This window comes from Streptomyces sp. NPDC006487 (genome assembly GCF_042870555.1).
Lineage (GTDB): Bacteria > Actinomycetota > Actinomycetes > Streptomycetales > Streptomycetaceae > Streptomyces.
Window position 1 is genome coordinate 37,138 of the sequence record NZ_JBIAHN010000017.1, and the last position, 14,614, is coordinate 51,751.

Consider the following 14,614-nt stretch of genomic DNA (forward strand, 5'->3'; position numbering starts at 1 on the left):
TCCAGACACTGGACGGGGCTCTCGCCGTGGCGACACCAGGACTGACCGAAATCAGTCCCTCAAGCAGTCATGCGTGGTGCGTACTGCGCCTGCGTGAATCTTGAAGCGTGTGAAGCGTGTGAAGCCGTGATGCGGGAGATCAGTGGTGGCCGTGGCCGCTCTGGATCTCCTTGTACTCCTCGACCGTGGGCTTCGGGATCTGGTTGTTCTCCCCGAAGTAGCCCTTGCTGAGCTTGACGCGGAGCTTCTCCAGCGGCTTCACCTTGCGCTCGACACCGTTCTCGTCGACCGTGGGGCCGATTTCGGCGGGCGCGTACTGCTCGTGCGAGGTGAGCGTGTGCAGCTTGCCCTGCGAGAGCGGCTCGTGGACCTCGACGAACTCACCGTGCGGCAGGCGCTTGATGACGCCGGTCTCGCGACCGTGCAGCACCTTGTCGTGGTCCCGGCGCTGGAGGCCGAGGCAGATCCGCTTGGTGATGACGAACGCGATGACCGGACCCACGAAGAACCCGATGCGGGCGAACCAGGTGATCGAGTTGATCGACAGGTGGAAGTACTGCGCGAACATGTCGTTTCCACCGGCGATCAGCAGGATGACGTACCACGTCAGCCATGCCACACCGAAGGCCGTACGCGTCGGGGCGTTGCGCGGGCGGTCCAGGATGTGGTGCTCGCGCTTGTCCCCGGTGACCCAGGACTCGATGAACGGGTAGACCGCGATCACGGCCAGGACCAGCGGGAAGATCACCAGCGGGATGAAGACACCCAGGACGAGGGTGTGGCCCCACAGGTTGATCTCCCAGCCCGGCATGGCACGGATCAGACCCTCGGAGAAGCCCATGTACCAGTCCGGCTGCGCACCCGTGGACACGTGGTCCGGACGGTACGGGCCGAGCGCCCAGATCGGGTTGATCGTGGCGATCGCCGAGACGACCGCGATGACACCGAAGACCAGGAAGAAGAAGCCTCCGGCCTTGGCCATGTAGACCGGGAGCAGCGGCATGCCGACGACGTTCTTCTCGGTCCGGCCGGGGCCCGCGTACTGGGTGTGCTTGTGGTAGATCACCAGGATCAGGTGGGCCACCAGCAGGCCCATCATGATGCCGGGCAGCAGCAGGATGTGGACCGAGTAGAACCGGGCCACGAAGTCGCCGCCGGGGAACTCTCCGCCGAACAGGAAGAACGACAGGTACGTGCCGACGACCGGCACGGCCAGGACCGCGCCCTCCATGAAGCGGACACCGGTGCCCGAGAGCAGGTCGTCCGGCAGGGAGTAGCCGGTGAAACCGGTGAACATGCCGAGGACCAGCAGCAGGAAGCCGAAGACCCAGTTCACCTCGCGCGGCTTGCGGAACGCGCCGGTGAAGAAGACGCGCATCATGTGCACGAGCATCGCCGCGATGAAGATCAGCGCCGACCAGTGGTGGATCTGCCGGATGAGCAGGCCGCCGCGGACGTCGAAGCTGATGTGGAGCGTGGAGCGGAAGGCCTCCGACATCGCGACACCCTGCATGGGGATGTACGAACCGTCGTAGTGCACTTCGTTCATGCTCGGGTGGAAGAACAGCGTCAGGTACACACCCGTGAGGATGAGGATGATGAAGCTGTAGAGGCAGATCTCGCCCAGCATGAAGGACCAGTGGTCCGGGAAGATCTTGCGCATGTTGGACTTGGCGAGGCTGTAGATGCCCAGCCGGCCGTCGGCCCAGTCGGCTACGCGCTCGCCGGCCGGAGCCTTGCGCTCTTTGGTTTGAGTGGCAGTGCTCATCCGCGCTCCCAGAAAGAGGGACCGACGGGCTCTTCGAAGTCGCCGAGCGCCTCGAGGAAACCTTCGTCATTGACGCCGATCCGCAGCTGCGGGAGCGCGTGACCAGCCGGGCCGAAGATGACTCGGGCGCCGTCGGAGAGGTCGAAGGTGGACTGGTGGCACGGGCAGAGCACGTGGTGCGACTGCTGCTCGTACAGGCTGATCGGGCAGCCGACGTGGGTGCAGATCTTGGAGTAGGCCACGATCCCGTCGTGGGACCACTCCAGTTCCTTCTTGTCCTTGATGTTCTCCGGCTGGATGCGGACGATCATCAGGGCGGCCTTGGCGATCTGCGTCTGGAAGTCGTGCGCGTCCTCCTCCAGGCCTTCCGGCATGGCGAAGGTCAGCGACCCGACGACGATGTCCTCGGGACGGAGCGGCTCCATCGTGTTCTGGTTGATGAGCATCTTGCCCTTCGCCCAGATGGTCTTGCGCAGCTTGTCCTCGGGCAGCGGGCCGAGGTCGCGCAGGATCACGACGGCGGAGAGCGGCAGCAGGGCCAGCGCACCGAACATCGTGTTGCGGATGAGCGGGCGGCGGCCGATGGCCGACTCGCGCGCGCCGTCCGCGAAGTCCTGCATGACCTGCGCCTTGAGCTCGGGCGAAGCCGCGATCTCGTGGCGCTCGTCGGCGACCTCCACGTCGGACATCAGGGTGCGGGCCCAGTGGACCGCGCCCGCGCCGATGCAGAAGAGGGCCGCGCCGAGGCTCACGCCGAGGGCGAAGTTGAGAGCGCTCACCTTCCCGATGGGGAAGATGTAGACGATCTTGTCGACCGGCAGGATCACGAACGAGGCGATGAAGGCGACCGTGGCCAGCATCGACAGGGTGAACAGGAAGGCCACCGTGCGCTCGGAGCGCTTCGCGGCCCGCTCGTCGATGTCCTGGATCCGCGGCCGGTGGACCGGCAGGCCGGGGTCGGCGAACGGGTCGCTGTCCGGCACTGCCGCGGCACCGTGGTGCGCGTCGCCCTGCTCGCTCGGCAGGTGCTTCTCTTCGGGAATGTCTTGGCTACTCATGACTTCTTGGCCTTAGCGGTGTGGGCCGCGACCCAGACGGCGACAGCGATCAGCGCACCCAGTCCGAAGATCCAGCCGAAGAGGCCCTCGGAGACGGGGCCGAGGCCACCGAGCTTGAGGCCACCGGGGCTGGTCGACTTCTCGCCGTTCACGTGCTGGAGGTACGCGATGATGTCCTTCTTCTGCTTCTCCGGCATGGTGCTGTCGGGGAAGGAGGGCATGTTCTGCGGGCCGGTGAGCATGGCCTCGTAGACGTGCTTCGGCTCGACACCCTCAAGGTTGGGGGCGTACTTGCCGTTCGTCAGTGCGCCGCCCTCGCCGGTGAAGTTGTGGCACTGCGCGCAGTTGTTGCGGAACAGTTCGCCACCCTTCGCGATGTCGGCGCCCGCCGGGTCGTACTGCTTCTCGGACGGCACGATCGGGCCGGCTCCGAGGGACGCGATGTACGCGGCGAGCTGGTCTGTCTGCGCCTGGGTGTAGATGACGGGCTTCTTCGGCACCTGGGCGCCGGGCTGCTGGGCGGGCATACGGCCCGTCATCACCTGGAAGTCGACGGCAGCGGAGCCGACGCCTACCAGGCTGGGGCCGTCAGAGGAACCCTGACCGCCGGTTCCGTGGCAGCTTGCGCAGCCGACGGCGTAGAGCTTCTGGCCCTCCTCGATGGCGAGGGACTGGACGGTTTCGTCGGCCTTCGCATTGCCCGCGGGCGCGAAGGCGGAGTACAGCCCCCCGGTAACCGCCAGCGCGAAGAGTAGAACGACGACCGCCGCCAGCGGATGGCGTCGTCGTGCGGAGAGCTTTTTCACGGATTACCCCGGTGTCAGGATCTTCTGCGTCGGTGTGTCTGGATGGAGTGCCGGGACCCGCCCGGCGACGTGTTCGCTACTTGATCAGGTAGATCGTCGCGAAGAGGCCGATCCAGACGACATCGACGAAGTGCCAGTAGTAGGACACGACGATGGCCGACGTGGCCTGTTCGTGGGTGAACCTCTTGGCCGCGTACGTCCGGCCGAGGACCAGCAGGAAGGCGATGAGACCGCCCGTCACGTGCAGACCGTGGAAGCCGGTGGTCAGGTAGAAGACCGAGCCGTACGGACCGGACGAGAGGCTCATGCCCTCGTGCTTGACCAGCTCGGTGTACTCGAACACCTGGCCGCCAATGAAGATCGCACCCATGACGAACGTGATGATGAACCACGTCCTGAGCTTCTTCACGTCACCGCGCTCGGCTGCGAATACGCCGAGCTGGCAGGTGAGCGAGGAAAGCACCAGGATCGTCGTGTTCGTCGCCGAGAAGGGCAGATTCAAGGCCGAAGCCTGTTCTGTCCAGTACTCGGCGCCTGTCACGGATCGCAGGGTGAAGTACATCGCGAAGAGGGCCGCGAAGAACATCAGCTCGGAACTCAACCAGATGATGGTTCCCACGCTGACGAGGTTCGGCCTGTTGACCGTCGGGTGCGCGTGCCCGGTATCTACTGTCGTTGCTGTCGCCACGACCGACATTATGTCGGTCCCTTATCCCGCCCTCACCCCGGGGGGTGCCGTTCGGAGTGTCAGGGGCGTGTGCAAGGCCCGAACGGCCCATCAGATCGCCCTTCGGACGCCCGCCGGCCGTCCCTCGGGCGAGGCTGTGCGAACCGATGTTGACACCGGGTCGGACGGAGTAGCATCCCGCGCAACATCAACGTGATTCACGGGACACGTGGAGGAACGAAATGCGGGCGACTGCGCGGGTTCTGGTCTACAGCGACGACGCGGGCACCCGGGAGCAGGTGCGGCTTGCGGCCGGGCGCAGGCCGGCCGCCGACCTGCCGCCGGTGGAGTTCCTGGAGTGCGCCACGCTGCCGGCCGTCCTGAAGGAACTGGACGCGGGCGGCATCGACGTGTGCGTGCTGGACGGCGAGGCGGTTCCGGCCGGGGGCATGGGCGTGTGCCGGCAGATCAAGGACGAGATCTTCCAGTGCCCGCCCGTACTGCTCCTGATGGGCCGTCCGCAGGACGCCTGGCTGGCCACCTGGAGCCGCGCGGACGCCGCGGTCACCCTTCCGGTTGATCCGGTGGACTTCGCGCAGGCCCTGGCGGGTCTGCTGCGGGCGCGGCTCTCCCCGGCGGCGTGACGGGGGCTGTGCGCCCCGCACAGCCCCTTACCGGCGCATAGCGGGGCACGGGTGCCCGTACGGACCGTACGGGCACCCGTGCCCCGGCTGTGGCCTCTCCCGGCGCTCCTGGCCCGGTGGTTACACCTGCGGGCGCAGGCGGGCCTGGTCGACCGGGCTGCGGCCCTCCTGGGTGCCCTTGAGGAGGGCGCTGCCCTCGCGCCAGTCCTTCCAGTCCATGTTCCAGTCGCCGTAGCCGTTGCCGAAGGTGTCCATGTCGTCGCCGATGCTGTTGATGACGCGGACGATGTCGCCTTCGCTGATGTTCTCGTAGAACCAGGCGGCGTTGCCGGTGCTCATGCCGGTGCAGCCGTGGCTGACGTTCTCGTAGCCCTGGGAGCCGACGGACCACGGCGCGGCGTGTACGTATTCACCGCTCCAGGTGACACGGGTCGCGTAGTAGACGGGCAGGTTGTAGTACTCGCTGCCGCCGATGCCGACCGTGTCGCCGCGCATCTGGACGTAGTACTGCTTGCCGAGGACCACCTTGACGCCGTTTCGGGTGGAGAAGCCCGGCTTTCCGGTGGTCACCGGGATGGAATTGATCACTTCCCCGTTGCGCTTGAAGGTGAGCCAGTGCGAGGAGGCGTCCGTGGTGACCTCGACGCGGTCGCCGATCTCCAGCTTCAGGGGCTTGGAGGCGGCGCCGTGCAGGTCGTCGGAGATCTTGATGCCCTCCAGGTTGCTCCGGACCGACACGGTGGTGTTGGCGGGCCAGTACTCCTTGGGCCGGTAGTGGAGCTTCTTGTCGTCCACCCAGTGCCAGGCGCCCACGGCCTCCGGCGGGGCGTCGACGACCAGGCCGCGCTCGATGACGGCGCGGGCGGCCTTGTCCTTCACGGGTTCGTTGAGTTCGGCCGTGAGGGGCTGTCCGACGCCGTACTTGCCCTCGTCCGGGCCGAATTCGACCTTGAGGACCTTCTGGGCCGGGGTGGTGTCGAAGGTGAGCGTGCGCTGCCCGGGGGCGCCCCGTTCGTCCTCGGTGCTCACGAGGACGGTGTAGCGGACGCCGGCGGCCATCGGGACGGTGCTGTGCCAGCGGTCGCCGGAGGCGGACAACTCGCCCGCCAGGCGGCGTCCGTGGGTGTCCACGGCGCTGACGTCGGTGATCCGGCCCTCGCCGCTCTTTGCGGTGACTTCCAGGGGCCGGTCCGGGTCGACCGGGCGACTGCCGGAGGACTGGTTGAGGGCGACTTGATCGCCCGCGTCGTAGGGGCGGGCGGACAGCGGGTTGTCGTCGCCCGACCCGCATGCGGTGGCGCCGGCCCCGAGGGACGCGACCAGCAGGGAGCAGCCGATAACCGTCCAAAGACGCGGTGACTGGTTCATGAAGCCAACGCTATGAAGATATGACAATTACGGCGCGCGGGGTGACTGCAAACGAGGGGCCCGGACTCCTCCATCGGAGGAGTCCGGGCCCCTGGTCTCACGCTGTGGCCTCACCGCTCGCCGGTGCGGCGGGCAGTGGGCACGGCTGCGGCTACTGGTTCTGGTTCTCGCCGCGGTAGTACTCGTACACCCAGCCCCACAGACCGATCAGGATCAGCGGCGCCGAGAAGTACATCAGCCACCAGCCGAAGATGACGCCCATGAAGGCGAAGGCGCCACCGATGGCCAGCGAGAGCGGCTGCCAGCTGTGCGGGGAGAAGAACCCCAGCTCGCCCGCCTCGTCGGCGACGTCGGCCTCCAGATTGTCCTGGGCCATCTGGTCGACGCGCGCGGCCGTGAAGGCCAGGTAGTAGCCGATCATGGCGCTCAGGCCGAAGGCCAGAGCGAGCGCGGTGGTGCCGACCGGCTCCTTCGACCACACGCCGTACACGACGGTCATGATCAGGATGAAGGCGGCGAGCCACAGGAACATCCTGCCCTGGATCTTCACTTGCCGGCCTCCTTGCCACCAGCGACGGCCTTGGCGGCCACGGAGTGGTCCTCAAGGTGGTCGAGGGCCGCGATCTCGGGGTGGTGCAGATCGAATGCCGGGGATTCGGACCGGATCCTCGGCAGGGTGAGGAAGTTGTGCCGCGGCGGCGGGCAAGACGTCGCCCATTCGAGCGAACGGCCGTAGCCCCACGGGTCGTCGACCTCGACCTTCTTGCCGTACTTCGCCGTCTTCCAGACGTTGTACATGAACGGCAGCATCGACAGGCCCAGCAGGAACGAGCTGATCGTCGAGATCGTGTTCAGCAGCGTGAAGCCGTCCGCCGCGAGGTAGTCCGCGTAACGACGCGGCATGCCCTCGGCGCCCAGCCAGTGCTGCACCAGGAAGGTGCCGTGGAAGCCGATGAACAGCGTCCAGAAGGTGATCTTGCCGAGGCGCTCGTCCAGCATCTTGCCCGTGAACTTCGGCCACCAGAAGTGGAAGCCGGCGAACATCGCGAAGACCACGGTGCCGAAGACGACGTAGTGGAAGTGCGCGACGACGAAGTACGAGTCGGAGACGTGGAAGTCCATCGGGGGCGAGGCCAGGATGACGCCGGTCAGACCACCGAAGGTGAAGGTGACCAGGAAGCCGATCGTCCAGAGCATCGGGGTCTCGAAGGACAGTGAGCCCTTCCACATGGTGCCGATCCAGTTGAAGAACTTCACACCGGTCGGAACCGCGATGAGGAACGTCATGAAGGAGAAGAACGGCAGCAGTACACCGCCGGTGACGTACATGTGGTGGGCCCACACGGTCACCGAAAGGCCGGCGATCGAGATCGTCGCGGCGATCAGACCGATGTAACCGAACATCGGCTTGCGCGAGAAGACCGGAATGATTTCGGAAACGATTCCGAAGAATGGCAGCGCGATGATGTACACCTCTGGGTGTCCGAAGAACCAGAAGAGGTGTTGCCATAGCAGCGCGCCGCCATTGGCCGCGTCGAAGACGTGTGAACCGAACTTCCGGTCGGCCTCCAGCGCGAACAGCGCGGCGGCCAGCACCGGGAAGGCGAGCAGGACCAGAACACCGGTCAGCAGCACGTTCCAGGTGAAGATCGGCATGCGGAACATCGTCATGCCGGGCGCGCGCATGCAGATGATCGTGGTGATGAAGTTGACCGAACCGAGGATCGTGCCGAAGCCGGAGAAGGCCAGACCCATGATCCACATGTCGGCGCCGATGCCCGGCGAGCGGACGGCGTCCGACAGCGGGGAGTAGGCGAACCAGCCGAAGTCGGCGGCACCCGAGGGGGTGATGAAGCCGGCCACCGCGATGGTCGAACCGAAGAGGTACAGCCAGTACGCGAACATGTTCAGCCGCGGGAACGCCACGTCGGGCGCGCCGATCTGCAGCGGCATGATCCAGTTCGCGAAGCCCGCGAACAGCGGGGTGGCGAACATCAGCAGCATGATCGTGCCATGCATGGTGAACGCCTGGTTGAACTGCTCGTTCGACATGATCTGCGTACCCGGACGGGCCAGCTCGGCGCGCATGAAGAGCGCCAGCAGACCGCCGATGAGGAAGAACACGAACGACGTGAGCAGGTACATCGTGCCGATGGTCTTGTGGTCGGTGGTGGTCAACCACTTCACGACGACATTACCCGGCTGCTTGCTCCGTACCGGCAACTCGTTCTCGTACGAGTCGGCCTCGGCACCCTGAGGCTGGTTGAGGATGCTCACAGTTTGTTCACCTCAGCATTGCGGGCCGGGTCGGTCTGCTGGATGCCGGCCGGGAGGAAGCCGGTCTGACCCTTCTCCGCGAGCTCCTTCAGGTGCGCCTTGTACGCCTCCGGGGAGACGACCTTGACGTTGAAGAGCATTCGGGAGTGGTCGACACCGCAGAGCTCGGCGCACTTGCCCATGAAGACGCCCTCTTCGGTCGGGGTGACCTCGAAGACGTTGGTGTGGCCCGGAATGACGTCCTGCTTGAACAGGAAGGGGACCACCCAGAAGGAGTGGATGACGTCGTTGGACGACAGGATGAAGCGGACCTTCTCACCCTTCGGCAGCCAGAGCGTCGGGCCCGGGTTGCCGGTCTCCGCGTTCCGGTCGCTCGGGACGCCCTTGGTGTAGACGCCTTCGGCGCCCGCCGGGAAGTCCTTGGTGTAGCGGTCCGGGATGGCGGCGAGTTCCTTGGGAACCTCGCCCGCCTTCGGAGTCGCCGCATCGCCGTCGACGTCCTCGACGTAGTTGAAGCCCCAGCTCCACTGGAAGCCGATCACGTTGATCGTGTGCGCCGGCTTGGCGGAGAGGGAGAGCAGCTTCGACTCGTCACGCGCGGTGAAGTAGAAGAGCACCGAGACGATGATGAGCGGGACCACGGTGTACAGCGCCTCGATGGGCATGTTGTACCGGGTCTGCGGGGGAACCTCGACCTTGGTCCGGCTGCGCCGGTGGAAGATGACGCTCCACATGATCAGGCCCCACACGAGGATGCCGGTGATCAGAGCGGCCGCCCAGGACCCCTGCCACAGGGAGAGGATGCGAGGCGCCTCTTCAGTGACCGGGGTGGGCAATCCGAGGCGGGGGAAGTCTTTCCATGTATACGAGCAACCAGTGGCGGTCGCCAGGACCACGCCCGCAGTCAGCGCCTGCAGCAGCTTCCGCCGCATCGGGCGCCGCGGCGAGCGGTCGGAGCCGTAGGGACTCACGTAGCGCCTTCCCGAGAGTCTCGGCCCGCGCGGCCGGCCGCGGCCGCATTCGGGTCGGTCGCCGGCCCTGACGCAGGCAGGGGTTTGGATGTTTATGCGGACCAAACCCTACTGGACGCTATTTGGGGTCGCGCGGGGAGGGTGCCCAACGCGCCGTTACTGACCCCGAAGGGATGGATCCGCCGTACGGGGGACGGCCCAACGGACCCCGAATGGCGGGGTCCGGACGGCATCTGACGGGCCCTGACCTCGGGCCTGCCGTCAAAGTGCCGTCGTCGCCCGAAGGGCGGGGCAGACGGCACTTCGGCGACAGGCCCACCGGTCGCGGCCTCGGCGCGGCGGCCGGTTAGCGTGACCGGATGCCGTACTTCGACACCGCGTCCGCCGCCCCGCTGCACCCCGTGGCCCGGCAGGCGCTCCAGGCCTCCCTTGACGAAGGCTGGGCCGATCCGGCCCGGCTGTACCGCGAAGGGCGCCGGGCCCGACTGCTGCTGGACGCGGCGCGGGAGGCGGCCGCGGACGCGGTGGGCTGCCGTCCCGACGAGCTCGTCTTCACTCCTTCGGGGACGCACGCGGTTCACTCGGGCATGGCCGGGGTCCTGGCGGGGCGCCGGCGTGTCGGCGGGCATCTGGTCGTATCGGCGGTGGAACACAGTTCCGTACTGCACGCGGCCGAGCTCCACGCGGCGGGCGGCGGGCTGGTCGACGAGGTCCCGGTGGACCGCTTCGGCCGGGTCTCCGCCTCCTCCTACGGCGAACGCGTGGGGCCCTCCACCGCGCTGGCCTGCCTCCAGTCGGCCAACCACGAGGTCGGCACCGTCCAGCCCGTGACGGAGGTCGCCGAGGTGTGCGCCGCCGCCGGGGTTCCCCTGTTGGTGGACGCCGCGCAGTCGCTGGGCTGGGGGCCGGTCCCCGGGAACTGGTCCGTGCTGTGCGCGAGCGCCCACAAATGGGGCGGTCCGGCCGGAGTGGGCCTGCTGGCGGTCCGCAAGGGGGTGCGCTTCTCCCCCCAAGGCCCCGCCGACGAAAGGGAGTCGGGGCGCTCCCCCGGCTTCGTCAACCTCCCCGCGGCCGTCGCCGCGGCGGCCTCCCTGCGGGCGGTGCGCGCCGAGGCGGACGCGGAGGCGGCCCGCCTGCGGATCCTGGTGGACCGGCTGCGGCGGCGGGTCGCCCGCCTGGTGCCGGACGTGGAGGTGGTCGGCCATCCCGACCTCCGGCTCCCCCATCTGGTCACCTTCTCCTGCCTGTACGTCGACGGGGAGACCCTGCTCCACGGGCTGGACCGGGCCGGCTACTCCGTCTCCTCCGGCTCCTCGTGCACCAGCTCGACGCTGACGCCCTCCCATGTCCTGCGGGCGATGGGGGTGCTGTCGGAGGGGAACGTACGGGTGTCCCTGCCGGCCGGGACGACGGCGGCGGAGGTCAACGGCTTCCTGGAGGTCCTGCCGGGGCTGGTGGCGGGGGTGCGCGAGCAACTCGGCGCCACGGAGCCCGTGTTGTCCGATCCCGACGCGGAGTCCCTGGAACTGGACACCCTCGGCCTGCGGTGTCCGCAGCCGGTGATCGAACTGGCCCGGGCGATCGGACGGGTGCCGGTGGGGGGCACGGTGACGGTCCTGTCGGACGACGAGGTCGCGCGGCTGGACATTCCGGCGTGGTGCGCGATGCGGGGGCAGGTGTACATGGGGGAAGCCCCGCGTCCCCTCGGTACCGCGTACACGGTCCGCCGGGCGGTCTGATCCGGCCGCGCCGCGGGCCGGCCTGCGGGCCGGGGGCGGGGTGGGGGCGGGGTGGCCCTGCGGGGCGGAGTCCCCTACCCGCCCTTCGCCCGTTCCCCGGGGCTCCGCCCCGGACCCCGCGCCTCAAACGCCGGCGAGGCTGGATGTGCCGCACCGCGGGCCGGTTCCGGGCGGAGCCCCGGGGAACGGCGGAAGCGCGGGTGGCGGACTTCGCCCCGCAGGGCAGAGCCACCCGCATCCGTCCACCGGGCCCGCCGCGGGCGGCAGCGGGACCGGGCCCCGTGAGGGGCTACGCCGGGAGGTGGGACTGGACTTCCGCCGCCGCCTCGTCGCCGTAGGCCTTCGTGAAGCGCTCCATGAAGTGGGCCCGGCCCAGGGCGTACTCCTGGGTGCCGAGGGTCTCGATGACGAGAGTGGCCAGCATGCAGCCGACCTGCGCGGCCCGCTCCAGGCCGACGCCCCAGCCCAGACCCGTGAGGAAGCCCGCGCGGAACGCGTCGCCGACACCGGTCGGGTCGACCTTCGCGGTCTCCTCGGGGCAGCCGACCACGATGGGGTCGTGGCCGACCCGGTCGATGCGGACGCCGTTCGAGCCGAGCGTGGTGACTCGGGTGCCGACCTTCGCCAGGATCTCCGCGTCGGTCCAGCCGGACTTCGCCTCGATGAGGCCCTTCTCGTACTCGTTGGAGAAGAGGTACGTCGCGCCCTCCATCAGGGTGCGGATGTTGTCGCCGTCCATCCGGGCGATCTGCTGCGAGAAGTCGGCGGCGAAGGGGATCTCCCGCGTGCGGCACTCCTCCGTGTGGCGCAGCATCGCCTCGGGGTCGTCCGCGCCGATCAGGACGAGGTCCAGGCCGCCGACCCGGTCCGCGACCGACTTCAGCTCGATCAGGCGGGCCTCGCTCATCGCGCCCGTGTAGAAGGAGCCGATCTGGTTGTGGTCGGCGTCCGTCGTGCAGACGAAGCGGGCGGTGTGCAGGACCTCGGAGATCCGCACGGACTGGGTGTCGACGCCGTGCCGGTCGAGCCAGGCGCGGTACTCGTCGAAGTCGGAACCGGCCGCTCCGACGAGGATCGGCCGGGCGCCGAGCTGCCCCATGCCGAAGCAGATGTTCGGGCCGACGCCGCCGCGCCGCACGTCGAGGTTGTCGACGAGGAAGGAGAGGGAGACCGTGTGCAGCTGGTCCGCGACCAACTGGTCGGCGAAGCGGCCGGGGAAGGTCATGAGGTGGTCGGTGGCGATGGAGCCGGTGACTGCGATACGCACGGCGTGGACGCTCCTGCGGGGGAAGGCAAGGGGACATTCAAAACTACCCGGTCCGGGGACCGTGGCCGACCGGCCGAAACTACCCCGTAGTAGCTCTTTCTTCACCCGCGGTGACGTGCCTACCGTGCCCCATGACCTACACCGATCGCTTCGGGCACGCCCGGCCCTCCGAGATCACGGCGGGCACCGAGTTCGAGCAGCTGCTGGGCGACTGCGCCCGGATGGCCCCGCACTGGCCGGTTCCCGCGGATCCGCGGCCGGATCGGGTGGCTCCCTCTCAGATCAGCGGGATCCGCGTTCCGGCGGCCTCGGCTCGCCTCATCGCCTCCACGGCGGTCTACGGCTACTAGTCCGTCTCTTTCGAGAGCGCACCCGGCCCCGGCGGAACCGGATCCGCGTCTGTTCCGTCACACCCGCATCACCCCCTGCGGGACGGGCAAAGGAGCGATGCGGTGACCAGCGAACAACCCGATGCACCCCATGCATCCGAGACACCCGAGGTGCCCGGCACCCCCGGTGCGTCACGTGCCACACGACGGCGGCAGGTCTGGGCCATCGGGTCGATCGCGGCCGCCGTCCTGCTGACCGGCGGCGGCACCGCCATCTGGGCGTCGACCGCCCACGGCGAGGGCCGTACGGGCGACAGGGCGGCCTCCGCGCCCCGCGCGGTGCCCACTCCGCCCGGGCCCGGCATCGCCCCCGGCGAGCCCGACCCCTCGGGCGGCGGGGTCACGTACACGGCCGACGTCCCCCTCCCGGACGGCCCGGCCACGGCGCCGGCCTTCAGCGCGAGCGGTGAGGTGACCTCCGCCGAGGTGGCGCGGCTCGCGACGGCCCTCGGGATCTCCGGCGCGCCCCGGCTCGTCGGGGAGACCTGGCAGGCCGGGGAGACCGCGGACGGTTCCGGGCCCCGGCTGACGGTGAACCTCAAGGCTCCCGGGACCTGGAACTTCTCCCGCTTCCAGGTCGGCGGCACCGGGGACGACTGCGTGCGCGGCAAGGACACCTGCGGACCGGCCACCCTCCCCCAGGACCTGGGCCGGGAGCACGGCGGGACCACGGGCACGCCCGTCTCGGAGGAGGCCGCCAAGGCCGCCGCCGCGCCCGTGCTGGCGGCCGTGGGCCAGGGCGCGGCCGCGCTCGACGCGCGGATCGTTCAGGGCTCCGTACGCCTGGTGACGGCCGACCCGGTGATCGGCGGCCTGCCCACGCAGGGCTGGTCCACCCGGATCGGCGTCGGGACGGATTCCCGGGTGGTGTCGGGCAGCGGCGAGCTGAAGGTTCCGGTGCGGGCCGCCGAACAGCCGGTGATCGGCGCCGTGGACGCGCTGGCCCGGCTGAACGACAAGTCCCGGGGCTCCGGCTCCACGGACCCGGGCCCGAGCGGCTGCGCCACGAGCGTCCCGCTGACCCCGGACACCCCGGACGGCGCCACGGACACGCTGCCGTGCAACCCGGAGCCCCGGCCGATGAAGCCGTCGCGGACGGAGTCGGTCCGCGGCGCCGAGCTCGGGCTGGTCCCGGGCACGGTCGACGGGGCCCGCGGCCTGGTGCCGGCCTGGCTGTTCGAGGTGGCGGGCAAGGGCGGCGGCCCCGGCCACACGGTGGCCCAGCCGGCGGCCCCGACCGGGGAGACTCCCCCGATCGATCTGCCCACCCCGGTCGACCCGCCCGCGAAGGGGCAGAGCGTGCCCGGTTTCTCGTACGCCTCGGACGACCGGACGCTGACCGTGAACTTCTGGGGCGGGGTGTGCAGCACGTACGCCCTGGAGGTCCGGGAGCAGCCGGGGACGGTCATGGTGAAGATCACGGACACCCCGAACAAGCCGGGGCAGGCCTGCATCATGCTGGCGCAGGAGATGACGGTGACGGGGAAGCTCCAGCAGCCGCTCGGCGACCGCAAGGTGGTCGACGCGACCACGGGCAAGGCGGTCCCCCGCCAGTAGGCACCGGGACGCACGAGAGGGGCCCGCCCGCGGATGTCCGCGGGCGGGCCCCTCTCGTCGGCCCTGCGAGCCCGGCCCGCCCTACGGGGCGGCCGGGCCTTCG

13 protein-coding genes are annotated in these 14,614 nt (G+C 69.0%); 4 read left to right on the top strand and 9 right to left on the bottom strand.

What is annotated here, in order from left to right:
- Positions 1-139: 139 nt before the first annotated feature.
- The 4 genes from ACFYM0_RS28385 to ACFYM0_RS28400 form a co-directional block, all read right to left on the bottom strand.
- A complete protein-coding gene (locus ACFYM0_RS28385) occupies positions 140-1,768 on the bottom strand; it encodes a cytochrome bc complex cytochrome b subunit (RefSeq protein WP_388506270.1) in 1,629 nt (542 codons plus the stop codon).
- Complete coding sequence (locus ACFYM0_RS28390; protein WP_388506272.1) at positions 1,765-2,826, bottom strand: Rieske 2Fe-2S domain-containing protein; 1,062 nt, start codon at positions 2,824-2,826, stop codon at positions 1,765-1,767. The genes ACFYM0_RS28385 and ACFYM0_RS28390 overlap by 4 nt, the downstream gene beginning before the upstream one ends.
- Entirely contained in the window at positions 2,823-3,632 is an 810-nt protein-coding gene (locus ACFYM0_RS28395) for a c-type cytochrome (protein WP_327252364.1), read from the bottom strand. Before ACFYM0_RS28395 ends, ACFYM0_RS28390 begins: the two co-directional genes overlap by 4 nt.
- Before the next feature lie 76 nt (positions 3,633-3,708).
- Positions 3,709-4,329: a heme-copper oxidase subunit III gene (locus tag ACFYM0_RS28400; protein WP_008738823.1), complete on the bottom strand. Its 621-nt coding sequence runs from the start codon at positions 4,327-4,329 to the stop codon at positions 3,709-3,711.
- Between the two features lie 212 nt (positions 4,330-4,541).
- Here ACFYM0_RS28400 and ACFYM0_RS28405 point away from each other — a divergent pair, with 212 nt between their 5' ends.
- Entirely contained in the window at positions 4,542-4,943 is a 402-nt protein-coding gene (locus tag ACFYM0_RS28405; RefSeq protein WP_250742508.1) for a hypothetical protein, read from the top strand.
- A gap of 120 nt (positions 4,944-5,063) precedes the next feature.
- Here ACFYM0_RS28405 and ACFYM0_RS28410 read toward each other — a convergent pair whose 3' ends face one another.
- The 4 genes from ACFYM0_RS28410 to coxB all read right to left on the bottom strand — a co-directional run bounded on the left by ACFYM0_RS28410 (position 5,064) and on the right by coxB (position 9,559).
- Entirely contained in the window at positions 5,064-6,311 is a 1,248-nt protein-coding gene (locus ACFYM0_RS28410; RefSeq protein ID WP_388506274.1) for an Ig-like domain-containing protein, read from the bottom strand.
- A 151-nt stretch (positions 6,312-6,462) separates the two neighbouring features.
- Positions 6,463-6,861, bottom strand: coding sequence for a cytochrome c oxidase subunit 4 (locus ACFYM0_RS28415; RefSeq protein ID WP_274552284.1), 399 nt, complete (start codon positions 6,859-6,861; stop codon positions 6,463-6,465).
- A complete protein-coding gene (ctaD, locus tag ACFYM0_RS28420; protein WP_388506275.1) occupies positions 6,858-8,588 on the bottom strand; it encodes a cytochrome c oxidase subunit I in 1,731 nt (576 codons plus the stop codon). The genes ACFYM0_RS28415 and ctaD overlap by 4 nt, the downstream gene beginning before the upstream one ends.
- On the bottom strand, positions 8,585-9,559 hold the full coding sequence (gene coxB, locus ACFYM0_RS28425) for a cytochrome c oxidase subunit II (RefSeq protein WP_388506277.1): 975 nt from the start codon (positions 9,557-9,559) through the stop codon (positions 8,585-8,587). The genes ctaD and coxB overlap by 4 nt, the downstream gene beginning before the upstream one ends.
- A 359-nt stretch (positions 9,560-9,918) precedes the next feature.
- On the opposite strand from coxB, the gene ACFYM0_RS28430 reads away from it, so the two are divergent.
- Complete coding sequence (locus ACFYM0_RS28430; protein ID WP_388506278.1) at positions 9,919-11,298, top strand: cysteine desulfurase/sulfurtransferase TusA family protein; 1,380 nt, start codon at positions 9,919-9,921, stop codon at positions 11,296-11,298.
- A 289-nt stretch (positions 11,299-11,587) separates the two neighbouring features.
- On the opposite strand, the gene ACFYM0_RS28435 is transcribed toward ACFYM0_RS28430, so the two are convergent.
- Positions 11,588-12,565, bottom strand: a complete 978-nt coding sequence (locus ACFYM0_RS28435; protein WP_388506280.1) for a carbohydrate kinase family protein — start codon at positions 12,563-12,565, stop codon at positions 11,588-11,590.
- Between the two features lie 131 nt (positions 12,566-12,696).
- Between ACFYM0_RS28435 and ACFYM0_RS28440 the strand changes: the two genes are divergently transcribed.
- Positions 12,697-12,915, top strand: a complete 219-nt coding sequence (locus tag ACFYM0_RS28440) for a hypothetical protein (RefSeq protein ID WP_388506282.1) — start codon at positions 12,697-12,699, stop codon at positions 12,913-12,915.
- A gap of 102 nt (positions 12,916-13,017) precedes the next feature.
- The gene (locus ACFYM0_RS28445) at positions 13,018-14,511 is read left to right on the top strand and encodes a hypothetical protein (RefSeq protein ID WP_388506284.1); all 1,494 of its coding nucleotides are present in this window, start codon (positions 13,018-13,020) and stop codon (positions 14,509-14,511) included.
- Positions 14,512-14,614: the final 103 nt, after the last annotated feature.